This window comes from Streptomyces sp. SID14515 (assembly GCF_010548505.1).
Lineage (GTDB): Bacteria > Actinomycetota > Actinomycetes > Streptomycetales > Streptomycetaceae > Streptomyces > Streptomyces caviscabies.
Map to the genome: position 1 here is coordinate 1 of NZ_JAAGMH010000035.1, position 14,582 is coordinate 14,582.

12 protein-coding genes and 3 pseudogenes are annotated in these 14,582 nt (G+C 68.0%); 10 read left to right on the forward strand and 5 right to left on the reverse strand.

Annotated features, from left to right (window positions below):
• Nucleotides 1-810: 810 nt before the first annotated feature.
• The 7 genes and pseudogenes from G3I54_RS39325 to G3I54_RS06815 form a co-directional block, all read left to right on the forward strand.
• Nucleotides 811-1,626: pseudogene (locus tag G3I54_RS39325) on the forward strand (AAA family ATPase); the annotation flags it as partial.
• Nucleotides 1,627-2,079: 453 nt separating this feature from the next.
• Nucleotides 2,080-2,727 (forward strand): annotated as a pseudogene (locus G3I54_RS38885) (IS256 family transposase); the annotation flags it as partial.
• A 203-nt stretch (nucleotides 2,728-2,930) separates the two neighbouring features.
• Nucleotides 2,931-3,678 (forward strand): annotated as a pseudogene (locus G3I54_RS06790) (transposase family protein); the annotation flags it as partial.
• A 139-nt stretch (nucleotides 3,679-3,817) separates the two neighbouring features.
• Nucleotides 3,818-4,042: an MbtH family protein gene (locus G3I54_RS06795; RefSeq protein ID WP_164612131.1), complete on the forward strand. Its 225-nt coding sequence runs from the start codon at nucleotides 3,818-3,820 to the stop codon at nucleotides 4,040-4,042.
• Between the two features lie 170 nt (nucleotides 4,043-4,212).
• Complete coding sequence (locus tag G3I54_RS06800; RefSeq protein WP_164612132.1) at nucleotides 4,213-4,884, forward strand: hypothetical protein; 672 nt, start codon at nucleotides 4,213-4,215, stop codon at nucleotides 4,882-4,884.
• A 472-nt stretch (nucleotides 4,885-5,356) separates the two neighbouring features.
• The gene (locus G3I54_RS39330) at nucleotides 5,357-5,716 is read left to right on the forward strand and encodes a hypothetical protein (RefSeq protein WP_164612133.1); all 360 of its coding nucleotides are present in this window, start codon (nucleotides 5,357-5,359) and stop codon (nucleotides 5,714-5,716) included.
• 107 nt (nucleotides 5,717-5,823) lie between these two features.
• On the forward strand, nucleotides 5,824-6,276 hold the full coding sequence (locus G3I54_RS06815; RefSeq protein WP_164612134.1) for a transposase domain-containing protein: 453 nt from the start codon (nucleotides 5,824-5,826) through the stop codon (nucleotides 6,274-6,276).
• On the opposite strand, the gene G3I54_RS06820 is transcribed toward G3I54_RS06815, so the two are convergent.
• The 4 genes from G3I54_RS06820 to G3I54_RS06835 all read right to left on the reverse strand — a co-directional run bounded on the left by G3I54_RS06820 (nucleotide 6,273) and on the right by G3I54_RS06835 (nucleotide 9,948).
• Entirely contained in the window at nucleotides 6,273-6,974 is a 702-nt protein-coding gene (locus G3I54_RS06820) for a methyltransferase (protein ID WP_164612135.1), read from the reverse strand. The two genes, G3I54_RS06815 and G3I54_RS06820, sit on opposite strands and share 4 nt — an antisense overlap.
• Before the next feature lie 81 nt (nucleotides 6,975-7,055).
• Nucleotides 7,056-8,528 (reverse strand): AMP-binding protein, encoded by a 1,473-nt coding sequence (locus G3I54_RS06825; RefSeq protein ID WP_164612136.1) that lies wholly within the window; start codon nucleotides 8,526-8,528, stop codon nucleotides 7,056-7,058.
• A complete protein-coding gene (locus G3I54_RS06830) occupies nucleotides 8,528-9,682 on the reverse strand; it encodes an acyl-CoA dehydrogenase family protein (RefSeq protein ID WP_164612137.1) in 1,155 nt (384 codons plus the stop codon). The genes G3I54_RS06825 and G3I54_RS06830 overlap by 1 nt, the downstream gene beginning before the upstream one ends.
• Nucleotides 9,679-9,948, reverse strand: coding sequence for a phosphopantetheine-binding protein (locus G3I54_RS06835; protein ID WP_164612138.1), 270 nt, complete (start codon nucleotides 9,946-9,948; stop codon nucleotides 9,679-9,681). Before G3I54_RS06835 ends, G3I54_RS06830 begins: the two co-directional genes overlap by 4 nt.
• Nucleotides 9,949-10,388: 440 nt before the next feature.
• On the opposite strand from G3I54_RS06835, the gene G3I54_RS06840 reads away from it, so the two are divergent.
• The 3 genes from G3I54_RS06840 to G3I54_RS06850 all read left to right on the forward strand — a co-directional run bounded on the left by G3I54_RS06840 (nucleotide 10,389) and on the right by G3I54_RS06850 (nucleotide 13,634).
• The gene (locus G3I54_RS06840; protein ID WP_164612139.1) at nucleotides 10,389-10,535 is read left to right on the forward strand and encodes a hypothetical protein; all 147 of its coding nucleotides are present in this window, start codon (nucleotides 10,389-10,391) and stop codon (nucleotides 10,533-10,535) included.
• A gap of 445 nt (nucleotides 10,536-10,980) precedes the next feature.
• Complete coding sequence (locus G3I54_RS06845) at nucleotides 10,981-12,696, forward strand: non-ribosomal peptide synthetase (protein WP_164612140.1); 1,716 nt, start codon at nucleotides 10,981-10,983, stop codon at nucleotides 12,694-12,696.
• On the forward strand, nucleotides 12,693-13,634 hold the full coding sequence (locus G3I54_RS06850; protein WP_164612141.1) for a hypothetical protein: 942 nt from the start codon (nucleotides 12,693-12,695) through the stop codon (nucleotides 13,632-13,634). The genes G3I54_RS06845 and G3I54_RS06850 overlap by 4 nt, the downstream gene beginning before the upstream one ends.
• A 158-nt stretch (nucleotides 13,635-13,792) precedes the next feature.
• Here G3I54_RS06850 and G3I54_RS39335 read toward each other — a convergent pair whose 3' ends face one another.
• On the reverse strand, nucleotides 13,793-14,251 hold the full coding sequence (locus G3I54_RS39335) for a hypothetical protein (protein WP_239144188.1): 459 nt from the start codon (nucleotides 14,249-14,251) through the stop codon (nucleotides 13,793-13,795).
• Nucleotides 14,252-14,582: the final 331 nt, after the last annotated feature.

A 14,582-nucleotide genomic window follows, 5' to 3' on the forward strand; every position in this document is an offset into this window, starting at 1 on the left:
AAAGGAGAAAGGCGCGTGCCTCCGGCACGTCAGATATGAGAATGCGTCATTCTCTTTTTCTGAAGCTCTGTTGGGTTTCTGGGGGCATTCCATGCCCCCAGGGAAAAGAATGGGGCCATTCCATGGCCGGGTGGATTGCTGTGTTTTCAGAAGTGCGGTTTCGGTGGGGTGTTGGGGCCTTCCAGGCCCAACGGCTGCTCTGGGTTGTCGGGTGATGGGGTCTCAATCCCCTCCGGGGCTCGAGGTGTGGGGCCAGGGTGAGCTTCGCCGTGTCTCGATCAGCGTTCTCCGCGTTGCTGTATGGAGCGGCTGCGATCTCTGAGAGAGGTGAGTCATGAGTTACTACGGTGGCGGGCCGGACTGGGCGATGATCGGTGCGAAGAGGCGCGCGGAACGGGATGCTTCGAGCGCCCGGTCTGACGCGGGCATGTGGAGGGCGCGGGCGGAGGCATTGGCTGCTCAGGTATACGAGGTGGCTGATCGGACGTGTCCCACTCACGTGGCAGACCACTGTCAGTGCCGGCGGTGTTGGGAGCGGCGGGTCTCTGAACTTTTCGGCCAGGGGGTAGCCAACGGCACCGCAGCGGGCGCCGGGCCTGCGGACCCGTTCTGGAACCTGGTCAACAAGGTCTCCAGTGAAGCCGAGGAGCGTCGTAAGGCGACCTGAGGTTCCGGTTCAGGGGCGCTCCGTGGTGCCGGGCTCCCGGGGCATAGGTGTTCGGAGCGCGGCCGGGCGTCACCGTCACGGACAGTTGTCGTTACCGCTAAGCGGCCATGCGGGGAGCACGGCCGGATCCGCGGAGGCAGCAGATGGTCGCGTTGAATATCGAGTTCGCAGTCTTTGAGGTCGGCGATGGGGTGCAGGAGCGCCGCTTCAACGCTCCACTCACGGCATTGACCGGAGAGACGGGCTCAGGGAAGAGCACGTTGCTGGAAGCCATGTGGTGGACGCTCGGCGTGGACCGCACGAAACTGATGCGCGCAGCTGCAGCATGCGCTCGTGTCGGCTTCACAGCACGCATCGGGGCGTCACGGTGGTGCATCACCCGCAGCACGACGGACCCGAAGGAGGACGTGGCCTTCACCAACCTCACGACAGGTGTCGAGGAGCAGCATCCGGTCAAAGGCAGCGAAGCGCGCAGATCCGCCGCCGACGTCTTCCAGGACCTGCTCGGCATTCCCAGGCTGGGCTCTGGGCGGACCCGCGTCACTCTGGACCTGCTGCAACCGTGGCTCTACGCACGCCAGGACAGTCTGCCCACCCACTACCTCGACGGTCAGGGCAAGGAGCAGCGGATCTCCGTGGGGCGGGTGCTGCTGGGAGCCGACGACGAGACAGTCGACGCGTTGCGCCAGGACTCGAACGACAAGACCAAGAAGTGGCGATCGGCAACGAACCGGGTGAAGAAGATCCTCCGGGACCGCGAAGAGCACGAACTGCCGTCCCTGGAAGATCTGCAGCGCCGCGCCACCCAGTGGACAGCGCAGCACCAGGAGGAATCCGCACGAGTACGTCGCGCAAACGCTGAGCTCAGCCGGCTGCAGCACAAACTGGCCGCACTGGAACAGAAGGCCTCCACCGCTGAAGAAGCGCGCCGGGCTGCCCGGACAGCAGCTGACGAGCGGGAGCGGACGGCGCGCCTGCTGGAGGCGGCTGCTGCCGAAGCCCGCGGGCGCCTCGCTGGGCTCCGAGAGGCCGCAACCGATCCCAGCCTCTGCCCCCAATGCGTGCGGCCGCTCGACCTGACAGGGCTGTCGCAGGACGACTGCCCGGTGTGCCGGCGATTCGACCCCGAGCGCCAGCAACGCACCCACCAATTCCAACAGCGGATGGCCGAGGCCCAGCAAGGCGCCGAGCGCGCTCGTGAAGCAGCCCGCCGGGCGGCACAGGCCGCCGAAGACGCCCGAGGCCGAGCCGGTACGGAGGCCTGGGCCAGCGCCCGGGCCTTCGCTCAGGACGTGATCGCACCACAACAGCAGATCGTGGTCGAGGCAGAAGCCTCCGTGCGGGAACTAGCCGCCCGGCTCGAGCAGAACACCAAGCTGACCGGACTACGCGAACAGCTGCCGAAGCTCCGGGCCCTGGCCGTCACCACGGAGGGCCGCCGGGACATCCTCGGCCTGTGGGCGGGAGACGGAGGTGAAGGCGCCAAGCACTGGATGCACATCCTGACCGAGTCAAGAACCGCGGCGTGAACGACGTCCTCATGCTCGTCTGCGACGGCCTCAAGGGCCTGCCCGACGCCGTGGAGACCGTCTGGCCCAGCACCGTCGTGCAGACCCTGCGTGGTCCACCTGCTGCGGAACTCCTTCCGCTATGCCGCCCGCCAGGACTGGGACAAGATCGCCAAGGTCCTCAAGCCCGTCTACACCGCGGCCACCGAGGACGCTGCCCTTGACCGGTTCGCGGAGTTCGCTGACGCCTGGGGCAAGAAATATCCGGCGACCGTGCGGCTCCGGGAGAACGCATGGGAGGAGTTCACCCCGTTCCTCCGCTTCGACACCGAGATCCGCCGCATCGCCTGCACGACCAACGCGATCGAATCCGTGAACGCCAGAATCCGCCGGGCGGTCAAGGCCCGCGGCCACTTCCCCAACGAGCAGGCCGCACTGAAGCGCGTCTACATGGCGATCATGTCGCTGGACCCGACCGGCAAGGGCCAGGCCCGCTGGACCATGCGCTGGGAAACCGCACTGAACGCCTTCGACATCACCTCCGACGGCTGACTCTCCGCAGCACGTCAGTAACCCCCAGCCCAACTACCCCAGATACACCACTCGTTTGACAGTCCCTACGAATGACCGGAACGGCCCACGACGAACGGTATGGATCGGGTGACGAGGCGATGTGTGATCAGGGTGCGCAACGGGCAGGGCTCCTGTGCCGTTGAGGGAGGTGTTCGACGTCTCAACTCAGCAAAGGAGCCCTGTTGGTTCCGTATCCTGCCGCACTCGACCTGCCTCATGCGCTGGTCGAGTGGGTCACGATGCTCATCGTCACCCGTGAGGGTGACCAGCGGTGCAAGCTGCCGCCGCGCCGGCATGCGCTGATCGCACTTGTGGATCTGCGCCGCCACGACACTCTCGCCCGTATCGCCGCAGGGTTCGGGATATCCGTCGGCACCGCACACGCCTACGTCACCGCGGTCGCCGCCCTGCTCGCCGAGCAGGCGCCGGGCCTGCTGAAGACGCTGCGCGTACACGACCCTGATTTCGTCCTTCCTGGACGGCACGCTCGCCGAGTGTGACCGCGTCGGCGACGGCAAGGCCGACTACTCCTCGAAACACAAGCGGCACGAGGTGAGCGTGCAGGTCGTCACCGATCTCAGCGGAGAGATCCTCTGACTGTCGCCTGCCCTGCCGGGCCGAACCCACGACCTGACAGCCGCCCGCACCCACAAGATCCTCCGGATCTGCGCGCGCCAAGGCGTCCTCGTCCTCGCCGACATGGCCTACATCGGCGCCGGCGACTGGGTCATCACTGCCAAGCGTCGCCCTCCAGGCGGCGAACTCACTCCGACCCAACGGACCAAGAATCGGGCCCTGTCCGCAGCCCGTGCTCCCGTCGAACGAGGCATCGCACGGCTGAAGTCCTGGCAGAACTTCCGGAGATCACGCATCAGCCCCAACCGCATGACCGTCATCGCCAAAGCAGTCCTCGCCCTGGAGAGGCAACGCCGCAAACGCTCATTCACGCGCTCCTTAATCGTGCGCCCGCATTCCATCTGGCTACTGCTCCGGTCGGCCGGGATTCGTATACTCCCGTCCTGTGCGCCGGGCAACGCCGTGCGCCGACGGACCCCAAGGAGCCATAACGATGAGCGTGAACCCTTTCGAAGATCCCGATGGCGTCTACCTTGTTCTGATCAACGACGAGGCCCAGTACTCGCTGTGGCCCGCGTTCGCCGAGGTGCCCGAAGGCTGGACGGTCGCGCTCCCGGAGACCGACCGGCAGCAGGCGCTGGAGTACATCAACACCAACTGGACCGACATGCGGCCCAAGAGCCTCGTCGAGGCCATGGAAGGCGCGTCGCGCCAGTGACAAGCGTTTCGTCAGCGGGAACAGCCGGGACGGCAGCCGTCCGAGGAGCGGGGGACGAATTGTCTGAAATGCCACATCGGGCGCCGTCGACGGTGGTACCGGCCCTGGTACCGACGAAGGTTCCCCGATGGGCGGCGTGGGACGCCCCCTGAGACAGGGTGGGCGAAGAGGTGGCGCACCTGTCACCCGCCTCGCTCGCGACACTGCGCCGGCTGTCCGCCGACGAACGCTTGGAAATGGAATCGCTGCTCCTGGCACCCCTGGTGAAGGTGCTGGGCGAACTCACGGCGGAGCCCTCCGTCGTCGTCGGTCACCTCGTACCGGAGACCGAGGACGGGGGCGCGCCCCACGCGTTCCAGACGGAGATTCCCGACGGCAGCTCGCGCGACCTGGTGGCCGTCGTGTCGACGAGCAGGGCTCGAAGCCTCGTCCGCCGGGGCGCCGCCGCGGCCCGTCCGTTCGATGTCGCCCTGGACCTCTCCCAGGCCGGCGAGGACCACGGCCCCGCCGGTCCCGTGACGCTCTCGGCGGACACCGCCCTCCAGGTGGTCCTGGTCACCGGGGACCGTCCCGCACTCCACCTCCACCACCGGACACACCTCCTCGACGCGGACTACGCACGCAGGATCGGCGGCTACTTCCGCACCGCGCTCGACCACCTGGCGACGTCCCTCGACGCCGGCCACAGGGAACTGGAACTGCCTTCGGAGCAGGAGCGTGAGCACCACCTGCACGGACTGGCAGGGCCCACGGTGCCGCTACCCGACGCGATGTTCCCCGAACTCTTCGAAGCGCGGGTCCTCTCCCACCCGGACGCCGTCGCCGTGAAGGGGGTGCGGTAGTCCCAGCTGTCGTCGTTGCGGGACAAGCTGGACCGGCTCGCGCTGCTGGCCATCGAGGTGGACCGGCACGCGCCCCGTGCTGCGGCCACCGAGGCGGAGAAACGGATCTGCGCGGTCTTCGCCGACCTGCTGGGCATCGAGGAAGTCGGTCCCGACGACGACTTCTTTGTCCTCGGCGGACACTCGATGCTCGCCACCAGAGCAGTCGCCCTCCTCAGTGAGCAGCTGGAGGCGGAGCTGGGTGTACGGAGCCTGTTCGAGGCACCGACGCCGGCGCTCCTCGCCAGGGAGGTGGAGCGCAGCGAAGGGCCAGCGATTCTCCCAGATCGGCAACGCAGGTGGACATGTACCGACTCTGCTTCTCCGGCTACCGCCTGGTCGCGAAGGACGTCCTGCAAGACGGCCCCCGGGGCCACTGACGGCCGGGAGCCGCTCGGCCTCCTCACAGCGACCGGGCGGCTACCCGGTCACCGTGCTCACCGAAGCCCATCAACGCGGCCTGCTCACCCACCCGGACACCGCCCACACTCTCCTGGCCCTCGTGCAGCCGAGCCCCACCGACCCCGCCTACTGGACCGAACAGATCCTCCACCACACCGTCGTACGCACCGCCCGCACCGCAGCCCACCAGATACGCGCCTACACCGACGACCCCGCCACCACCGTGAGCCAACTGCTCATCGGTGCCCGACGCGCCCTGTCCGAGGTCACCGGCGCCCACCGCCACTGGCAGCACCAGCACACCCCACCCACACCACAACCATCCGGGCCGCGCACCACCACACGGGCTCCCATCGCCCGCACGGGCCTTACCCCAAGGCCGGGTAGTTAACATATTTCCGCTGGTGGCAAGGGGTTTCGGCGTTGGATCGGAACACGGGCAACGGAGCCGCGTTGGTCAGGTAATCCGCCAAGACTGCTCATCATCGAGGTACTCCGTTGCCCGCATGTCATTGTCCCCTGCCGCTCGGCCTGACCACCGTCTCGCGCGAGTTCACCGTGGCTGAGGGCCGGTTCGCCCCCGGTCATCTGGGTGAGTTGACGCAGGTCATACCGTTCGATCTCGTCGATGCCGTTCTGGAGGAAACCCATTGCGTGCAGCACCGGTTACGGGACCTTCCGTCGCGAGTCGGGGTCTACTTCCTGTTCGCGATGTGCCTGTTCCCGGAGGTCGGCTACCGGCTGGTCTGGTGCAAGCTGACCGCGGCCCTGACGGGTGCCGGACTCGAGGTCGCGGAACCGACTGCGAAAGCCCTACGTGACCTGCGCCGACGCCTCGACATAGAACCGATAGAGCACTTGTTCGACATCCTCTCTGATCCGCTCGCCCGGCCAGCACGATGGTCGCCACCCCGCCGGCGCAGGTCGAGCACCGAGCACCGAGCACCCTAGGCTGGAGAGGTCTCCCGGATCTCCAGGAGGTAGTGCGGGTGACTTCCTTCATCGTCGGTGGCCAGGAGTTCCAGGCTCAGGCCGAGGCCCGCTGCCTTCTCCTTGATGAACTCGAGATCCCCGTTACCGCAGAACCCGATCAGGAGCCGACCTCCGGGTCGGAGATGGTTTCGGCCCAGTTCGAGGTACCGCAGGTGACTGGCGTAGCCGGGATCGAAGATGGCTCTCTCGTGGTGTGAGATGGCCGCATCCTCGTCGAGGATCTCCTTGGAATCCGGAAGGGCGCCGTTCGAGTTCCAGAAGATGAGATCGAATTGCGAGTCCGAGAGCCCGTCGAACACATCGCTGTAGACGAACGTCGTCGCGTCCTCGACGCCGTGCCGACGAGCGTTCATCTGCGACGCGGCCAGTGCGTTGGGATTGATGTCGACGCCCGTGGCCTCCTGGCAGAGACCGTTCTTGACGGCGAGCACCGACAGCGCACCGGCGCCGCAGCCGACCTCCAGGAAGGAGTGGACCGGCGGAAGAGCGCTCAGCTGCCGCCGGAAGAACTCGCTCGATCCAACCAGGTGCATGGGATACACGCTGGGGAGCACGGTCCAGCCGAGGCCACCGAACTCGACCTCGGTCTCCTGGGTCACCTCCCACGAGCTGACGCCGAGCGCATCGTCGGGTACCGACTCGGCCGATGTGTTCATTGGAATCTCCTAGCGAGGTCGGAGCTACGGGTTGCAGCGAGCCGGGGACCTGTGAGCGGCCGCGATGCCTGGGGATCCGGTTCAGACCGCGAGCTCGGTGGCACGGTCCCGGTAGTAGCGGCGGTCGATCTTGCCGTTGGCGTTGAGCCGCGGCTCGTCGACGACGACCAGGTGCTTCGGACACATGTAGGGGGGCAGCACCTCCTCGATCAGGAGGAGCGGATCCCTGGCCGCCGGCGCCGGCGACACGAACGCGACGATCGTGTTCCTCCGCTGGACCGCGACCGCGGTGGCCACTCCGAGCAGGGCACGGATCGCCTGTTCCAGCTCGGCCGGCTCCACCCTGAAGCCGCCGACCTGCAGCTGATCGTCGCGTCGGCCGATGTAGGTGAGACCGTCGACGCCCGACCGGACCACGTCGCCGGTCCGGTACCAGCGACCGCCCGGCGCGTCCGTCTCCGTGAACGCTCCGTCGTCCTGGCCGGGGTCCACGTAGCCACCGAACATCTGAGGTCCTCGCAGCAGGAGCTCACCGGCCTCAGCCGGACGGCCGTCGGCGTCGACGACAGCGATCTCGACGCCCTCGAAGGGGTGTCCGATGGGAACGGTGGGGCCGTCCAGCGGTGGGTCGGAGCGGAACTCGAACGCGGTGCAGAACATCGTCACCTCGGTCGGACCGTAGTTGTTGACGACGGCGGAGCCGGGTGCGGCCCGCGACCAGGCGGTGGCCGCGTCGACCGTCAGGGCCTCACCGCAGAACATGCTGATCCGCAGGCCGGGCAGGCAACCCGGGACCAGCGACCCGGCATCCCTCGCCAGGCCGATGGCCGACGGCACCGACGTCCACACGGTGATCCCGTAGCGGGCCGCGAACCGCGCCGGATCCCCCATGGCGAACACGGAGGCCGGCACGATCGCGCATCCCTGCGACCAGGCCAGGAACAGCGACGCCAGAGCGAGGTCGAAGGTCAGGTCGCAGGTCAGAGCCGACCGGTCCGGGGGACCCATCGGATAGCGGGCGACAGCGGCGTCGAGGAACGCGTCGACGTTGGCGTGGGAGATCGACACGCCCTTCGGGCTCCCCGACGAACCGGACGTGAAGAGCACGTACGCGATCTCGGAAAATCGCCGGCCGAGTCCGGCGTCGCTGACCGGCACCGGGGCGTTGGGATCCGCCCACAGCACCGGAACCGGATGGGCGGCGAGGATCGCAGCGACCAGCTCCTGGTCGGCGGTCACATCGGCGATGAGCACGCCCACCCCGGTCACGGCCATCGCGCCCGCACTGCGCACGGCCGGGAACGCCGGATTGACCGGCACGAACGCGGCATCGGCGTACAACGCCGCGAGCACGCCGATGCAGCCGGTCGCGCTGCGTCCTGCGAGCACGGCGACCGCAGCGGGACGGCTGCCGTCTCGCGAGCGCAGCCCTGCGGCCCAGTGCCGGGCGAGCGCGTCGACCTCGGCGAACGTCCACGAACGATGCGGTTCCACGATGGCGGGTTCGTCCCGGTGGTCGGCCAGCACAGCCAGGAACCGGTCCTCCAACCGCATCAGAACGACTTCCCCACGAGCATGAGCTGCCCGTTGTTGCCGTTGATCCGATCGTTGTTGACCATGAGAGCAGCGCCGTACGCATCGCGCAGGATCCGGGCCACGCTGTAGGGGCCGTCGCAGCGGTAACCAGCGATGCCGCAGATCGACATGGCCGCTGCCGCGATCTCCACCACCAGCGTCGAGGCGGAGACCTTGAGGCTGTTGAACTCGACCACCGTCGACATGCGCGAGAGCTCGTGGGGGACGGCGGCGAGTTCCTTGAAGCGGCCGACCCCGGCGCCCACGAGTGCCCGCATCTGGTGCAGCCGAGCTGTCGCCTCGGCGAGCCGCACCGTGCCGAGCGGCACCACCTCCGGCTTCTTCCGGGCGGACGCCTGGACGAACAGCCGGGCCCTCTCGACGGCTTCCTCGGCCAGCCCCAGCCACGCCGCCGCCCAGAGGACGTGGGACACCGGCAACATCGTCTGGGCGCTGATGACGGCGTACGGGGTGGTCATGACGGCGTCCCCGTCGCCTTCGGCCAGCAGCGCGTAGCCGTGGCTGCACGTGCCGCGCATGCCGAGCACGTCCCAGACCACGTTCTGCTCCAGGGTGACGCCATCCCGGTCGCAGAGGACCAGAACCTGGTCCTGCGGATCGCTGGCCGCGTCCCGCCGGGCGGTCACCAGGATGATGTCGGCGTGTTCACCGTACGAGATCACGGACGCCTGCTTCGCCAGCCGGAAGCGGGTGCCGACCCGCTCGACGAAGCAGGAACTCGTGCGCACGTCACCCCCGACGCTCGCCTCCGTCGTGGCCGACGCGACCAGCAGTTCCTCGGCGGCGATGCGCCGCAGAGCACGCTGGACCGCCTCGTCCTCAGAGTGCCGGACCAAGGACGCGATCTGGCTCTGGTGCATCGCGAAGATCAGGCCGGTGGATCCGCACTTCCGGGCGAGCGCAGTGGTCGTCCGCGCCACCGTACCGATGCCCTGGTCGCCGCCGCCGAATCCGGCCGGGACACCCATGGACAGCAGGCGACCGCTCCGCAGCGCCTCCACCGCCGCGACCGGGAACTGCGACTCACGGTCGACCTGCTCCGCGTGCGCCGCGGCGACGTCCGCGACCGCGGTGACGGTCTCGGAGATCGCCTGCGCCGCGACGGTGTTCATGACGCGATGTCCAGATCCGGGCGCAGGGCCGCGACGGCAACGGCGATGGAGGCGGGGGTCTCGAAGGTCTCGGGAACCAGGAACCCGTCCGGGAGGTCCACCTGGAACTCTCGCTCCATCCGCATCGCCAGCCGTACCATGCCCAAGGAGTCCAGACCTAACCTCGAAAGAGGTTCGTGCTGGCCGATGACCATGTCGTCCCCGATATTCGGCAGGTGCGCCCGGAGCAGTCGATCCAGGATTGATGCGATAGATTCGTTGGACAAGGACTACATCCCTCCCATGGCCGCAGGACGCCGTCACCGATACTCGTCGAGGTGGCTGGCCGAAGAGCCACCAGCGGCCAATCGCGCAGATTCCCTGCCTTCCGGACCGCACGCTACAGCATTACGGGTCTTCGGGAAATGGGGTGCACGCAGGCCCGGGCCAGCCCGGCGCGAGGGAACCGGGTCGGCGTGATGAGGCGCGCCACCAGTGACCGATGATGCAGGTTCACACGCCGCGATAGACGCCGGCGGGAAGCCTCGTCGACGGGTCCACCCTCGATCTGTCGCACCGAGTCCGCTGTGATCCTGCCGTACATCTATTGGCCTTCGCGGCCGTTCCGCTGATTGTGGGTGTTCGGAACCGCCCAGTTCGGCGCGGTCCTGGTCGACGCAGGCGGTGACGTGCCGTCGGTGGGCCCACCAGGACACGTCGAACCGCGGTGGGACGCAGCATCGGCGCGTCCGCGGCGCCCGGTCAAGTCCTGCCGGTCGCGCCGGCGGCCCGGACCGAGCTCCTGACCGGCGAGGGCGACGACGTGGAGGGCTCCGTCACCCCGGCCGTCCGTACCGCCCGATCCGGCGCCTAGCATCAGCTTACCGGTAGTCACGACCGCGATCCGGCGGAGCCTTCGGCCTCCTCGGCGCACCGGGATCCGCCGTCGATCTCCGCTCTCGTTCGGCCCGTGCATCCTCGCCCCTGCCGGGAAACCGCTCTCCACGCATCGTTCCCCGGCCCACTGTCGAGCATCGACGCGGTGCTCGACGGCTCTTCGCGCAGCCCGAGAACGGGTGGGCGACGGAATGGGACGGCCTGTCACGAACGCACCCGAGCGACATTGCGCGACGCCCGAGACCTTGACATCACGATAATGCTTTTGATTTCGTGAACTGACCCAGATATGCGGCGCGTCGCGTTCCCCAACATCCCGCATTCGATTATTCGGCACGCCCGGACCCCCGTGGTTCGTGCGAGCTCCCAGTCCGGTCGCCGCCGTTCTCGTCGTTCGTCCCACACGAATAAGAGGTACGCCTGTGACAGCAACGCTGATAGACCTGTTCGCGGTCGCAGCGAGGAAGTACGCGGACCTCGATGCAATTCATGTCAACGATGCTTCCGTCACCTACGCGGAGTTCGACGCCCGTGCCAACGCGGTGGCGGAAGCACTGCTCGACCGCGGTGTCGAGCACGGTGACTCGGTGGCCGTCTGCCTCGACCGCTCGGTCGAGTACGCCGCGGCCGTGGTCGGCATCCTCAAGGCGGGAGCCGTCTGCCTCCCGCTGAGCCCGGACGAGCCGTCCGAGCGCAACCAGGAGATCCTGCGGAACGGGGCCGCTGCAGCGCTCATCGCGCCCCGCGCCGCGGCCGAGCGGCTCGACTTCGCGCACCCGCACTTCGAGGTGTCCGATCGCGTGTCGACGACCGCGCCGGCCGTCGTCACGGTGCCGGGCGACGCAGCCTTCATTTTCAGCACCTCGGGCTCGACCGGCCGGCCGAAGCAGGTGACCCTGTCCCACGAGAACTGCGCGGTCCAGATCCCGTGGATCGTCGACGCGTTCGGCGCCGGCCCCGGCGATCGCCACCTGCTCAAGATGTCGGTGAACTTCGTGGCCCTCGTGCACGGCCTGCTCTGGCCGCTACTGACCGGCGGCAGCACGGTGGTCGTCCCTCCGGGCCGACAGACCGACCTCGGCTACCTGGCGAGGTTGACGGCCAGGAAGCAGATCACCATCTCCACCTTCATCCCGTCGGTCATGCGCTTGTTCCTCGAACAACCCGAGGCCGCGAGCTGCACCGCGGTGCGCCATGTCCTGTGTGCGGGCGAACCCCTGCCCCCGGCCCTGCAGCAGCGGTTCTTCGCGATCTTCCCGGAGACTGCGCTGCACAACGTGTTCAGCAGCAGCGAGGTGCCGGTGGTCTCGCACTGGCGGTGCAAGCCGGGCGAGGAGCGCCCCGCGCCGATGGGCTACCCGGTCACGGACATCGTCGACGTGCGCGTGCTGAACCCCGACCACACTCCGACAGCTCCGGGCGAGATCGGCGAACTGCACGTCAGCGGACCCGGTGTCACCCTGGGCTACTTCGGTCAGGCCGAGCTCAATGCCGGCCAGTTCTCCGAGGTGGGTTTCCGCACGGGGGATCTGGTCCGTCAGGACGCGGATGGTCTCCTGACCTCAGCAGGACGAGCCGATCACCTCGCCAAGGTCAGGGGGTTCCGCATCGAACTCGGCGAGGTGGAGGCCAGCCTCGGGACGCACCCGGACGTCCGTCAAGCCGTCGCGGTGGTGCGCGAATCCGAGGGCCAGAGCCAGCTGGTGGCCTACGTCGTGGGCCGGGCCGGGCGCCGAGAACTGCGCGAGCACCTCGCGAGCCGGCTCCCCGAGTACATGGTTCCCGCCCGGTTCATCAGCCTTCCCGAGATTCCGCTCTCGACGAACGGCAAGGTTGACCGGGGAGCACTTCCCGAGCCCCGCGAATCACCGGTGGAGCGGACCCGCCCGATCGTCGCGCCGCGTGACGACATGGAGGCGGAGATACTCCGGATCTGGCAGCAGGTGCTCGACCTCGACGACATCAGCGTCCAGGACTCCTTCACCAAGGACCTCGGTGGTGACTCGTTGCAGGCGGTCAACGTCTCCAGCAGGTTGGACAGCCTGCTAGCGACCGAGCTGCCGTTCGAGGTGTTCCAGGGAGCGGAGACGATCGAAGAACTCGCCTCCGCCTGCCGCCGCCACCTCGCTCGACGATGACCACGGGGGCGGGTGAAGCCTGGCCCGACATCTTCCTGACCCGGATCGGCGTCGCGGTCGGAGAGTCGAACGACATCGCGGTGCTGCCCGAAATCTTGTCGTCGGAGGCGCTGGAGCAGCTGACGCGAGGCGGGCTGGCGCACTTCCGGCAGTCCGACCGGCAGGCCTGGCAGCTGGCAGCAGACAGCGCGACGTCGACGCTCGATCCGTCCTCCTCGACCGCAGCCGTCGATCTGGTCGTCTACGCGACCAACACGTTCTGGGACAGCGCCGACCCCGAGCTGGACGCGGCGCGGTTCCTTCAGGCCATAGGACTGAACCGCACCCCGCTGATCGGCGTCGGCCTGGCCAACTGCGCGAACCTGGCCGTCGCCGTGCGCACCGCGGTGGCCTGCTTGCGCGGCGGCGACGCCACCACCGCGCTGGTCGCCACCACTGATGTCTGCCGACCGGGGCAACGCCTGCTCGGTGGCGGCATCGGGGTGCTCAGCGATGGCGCTGCCACCTGCGTCGTCAGTACCCGTCGCCCCGAGCACGGTCTGCAGCTGCTCGGCACGACCATGACCGTCGAGGCAGGACTGCATGCTCTGACGTCGGAGTCCGAGCCGATGGCGATGGCCATGGCGACGGCCCGCGGAGTGCGCCGGGCAGCCGCGGCGCTCTACGAGAGGACCGGGCTCGGTCCGGCAGACTTCTCCTACCTCGTCACCAACAACTACCTCGAGCCCACGCTGAGGACCTTCGCGAACGCGGCGGAGGTGCCGTTCGACCGGACCTACCGGGGCACCGTGGCGGGCTACTCCCACTGCTTCGCGGCAGACGCTCTCATCAACGTGTCCGCGATGGCGTCGGAGAGCATCATCGAGCCGGGCGATCGGATCCTGGCCATCGTTTCGGGCTACAACTCGTGGGGATGTATGGCTTTCTCGGTCGTCTGAGGCGGGGGTGCAGCCGCCTGATCGTCCTGGGACTGACGCGGCGCACAGCGGACGATACCGCCTAGTACTCCAGTCGTGCTTCTCCATTTGTCCTGGTCACAGGGCCTTTTCGAAGTCTAGTTGACTGACGCTCCATCAGGTGGGTACAGGTTCGTGACTCACCCGATCGGGGTGCGTGAGGCGTTGGTAGTGGCAGCGGCGGGCGATGGCCTGGTGCTGTCGACGCCAGTGGGACCAGTGGAGCCGACGGGTGGGCTGCCGGTGCCTGGCCGCGGAGGTACGGGCAAGGTCCAGGAGCCGTCGGATTTCTGCCACGGTGAGGGGAACGAGGCAGCTCGAACCGTTTCTGTGGCCCCCTTTTCGAGTGCGTGGGCGGTCATCGCCGTCAAGAAGGCGTGCGCGAGCATCGCCAAGGTGATGTGGCGGCACCAGCCGACGTAACGACGGACTTCGTACTGGTCCAGGCCGCACTCATTCTTCGCGGCCTGGAAGCACTCCTCGATGGCCCACCGGGTGCCGGCCACCCGAACCAAGTCGGCGACGGAGGCATCAGCCGGTGCGAAGGCCAGGTAGTACGCAATCTCCTCGGGACGCGCCAGGCTGCGGCGGGCCAGCACCCAGCGGAAATGGGTGGACTTCGCGCCGTCGATGGCGGCAGCTTGGCCGCCGCCCAGTCGTAGACGCGCGGCCCCTTCGCACCGTCACCGCAAGAGATCCGCTCCCATGCCTCAGCCGGGGCGCCGGTAAGAACATGGTCGATGCGCCAGCTGCCCACTGAGGACTTCACCTGCTGCGACTTGGGCACCGCCAGGACGTAGCTCACCCCTGCCTCCTCCAGCATGCGCCGGAAGCGCCACTCCTGCCCGTAGGCCGCGTCGGCGGTGATCGAGGCGATCGGCAGGGCTGAGTCCAGCGCCCGCTCGCGGGTCGGCGAGGTGCTGGGTCCGG

What these genes read in the sequence shown, in the direction of transcription:
- G3I54_RS06795 (WP_164612131.1), top strand. Translation starts at nt 3,818, where the DNA reads ATGAGCGTGAACCCTTTCGAAGATCCCGATGGCGTCTACCTTGTTCTG.
- G3I54_RS06820 (WP_164612135.1), bottom strand. Translation starts at nt 6,974, where the DNA reads ATGAACACATCGGCCGAGTCGGTACCCGACGATGCGCTCGGCGTCAGC.
- G3I54_RS06825 (WP_164612136.1), bottom strand. Translation starts at nt 8,528, where the DNA reads ATGCGGTTGGAGGACCGGTTCCTGGCTGTGCTGGCCGACCACCGGGAC.
- G3I54_RS06830 (WP_164612137.1), bottom strand. Translation starts at nt 9,682, where the DNA reads ATGAACACCGTCGCGGCGCAGGCGATCTCCGAGACCGTCACCGCGGTC.
- G3I54_RS06850 (WP_164612141.1), top strand. Translation starts at nt 12,693, where the DNA reads ATGACCACGGGGGCGGGTGAAGCCTGGCCCGACATCTTCCTGACCCGG.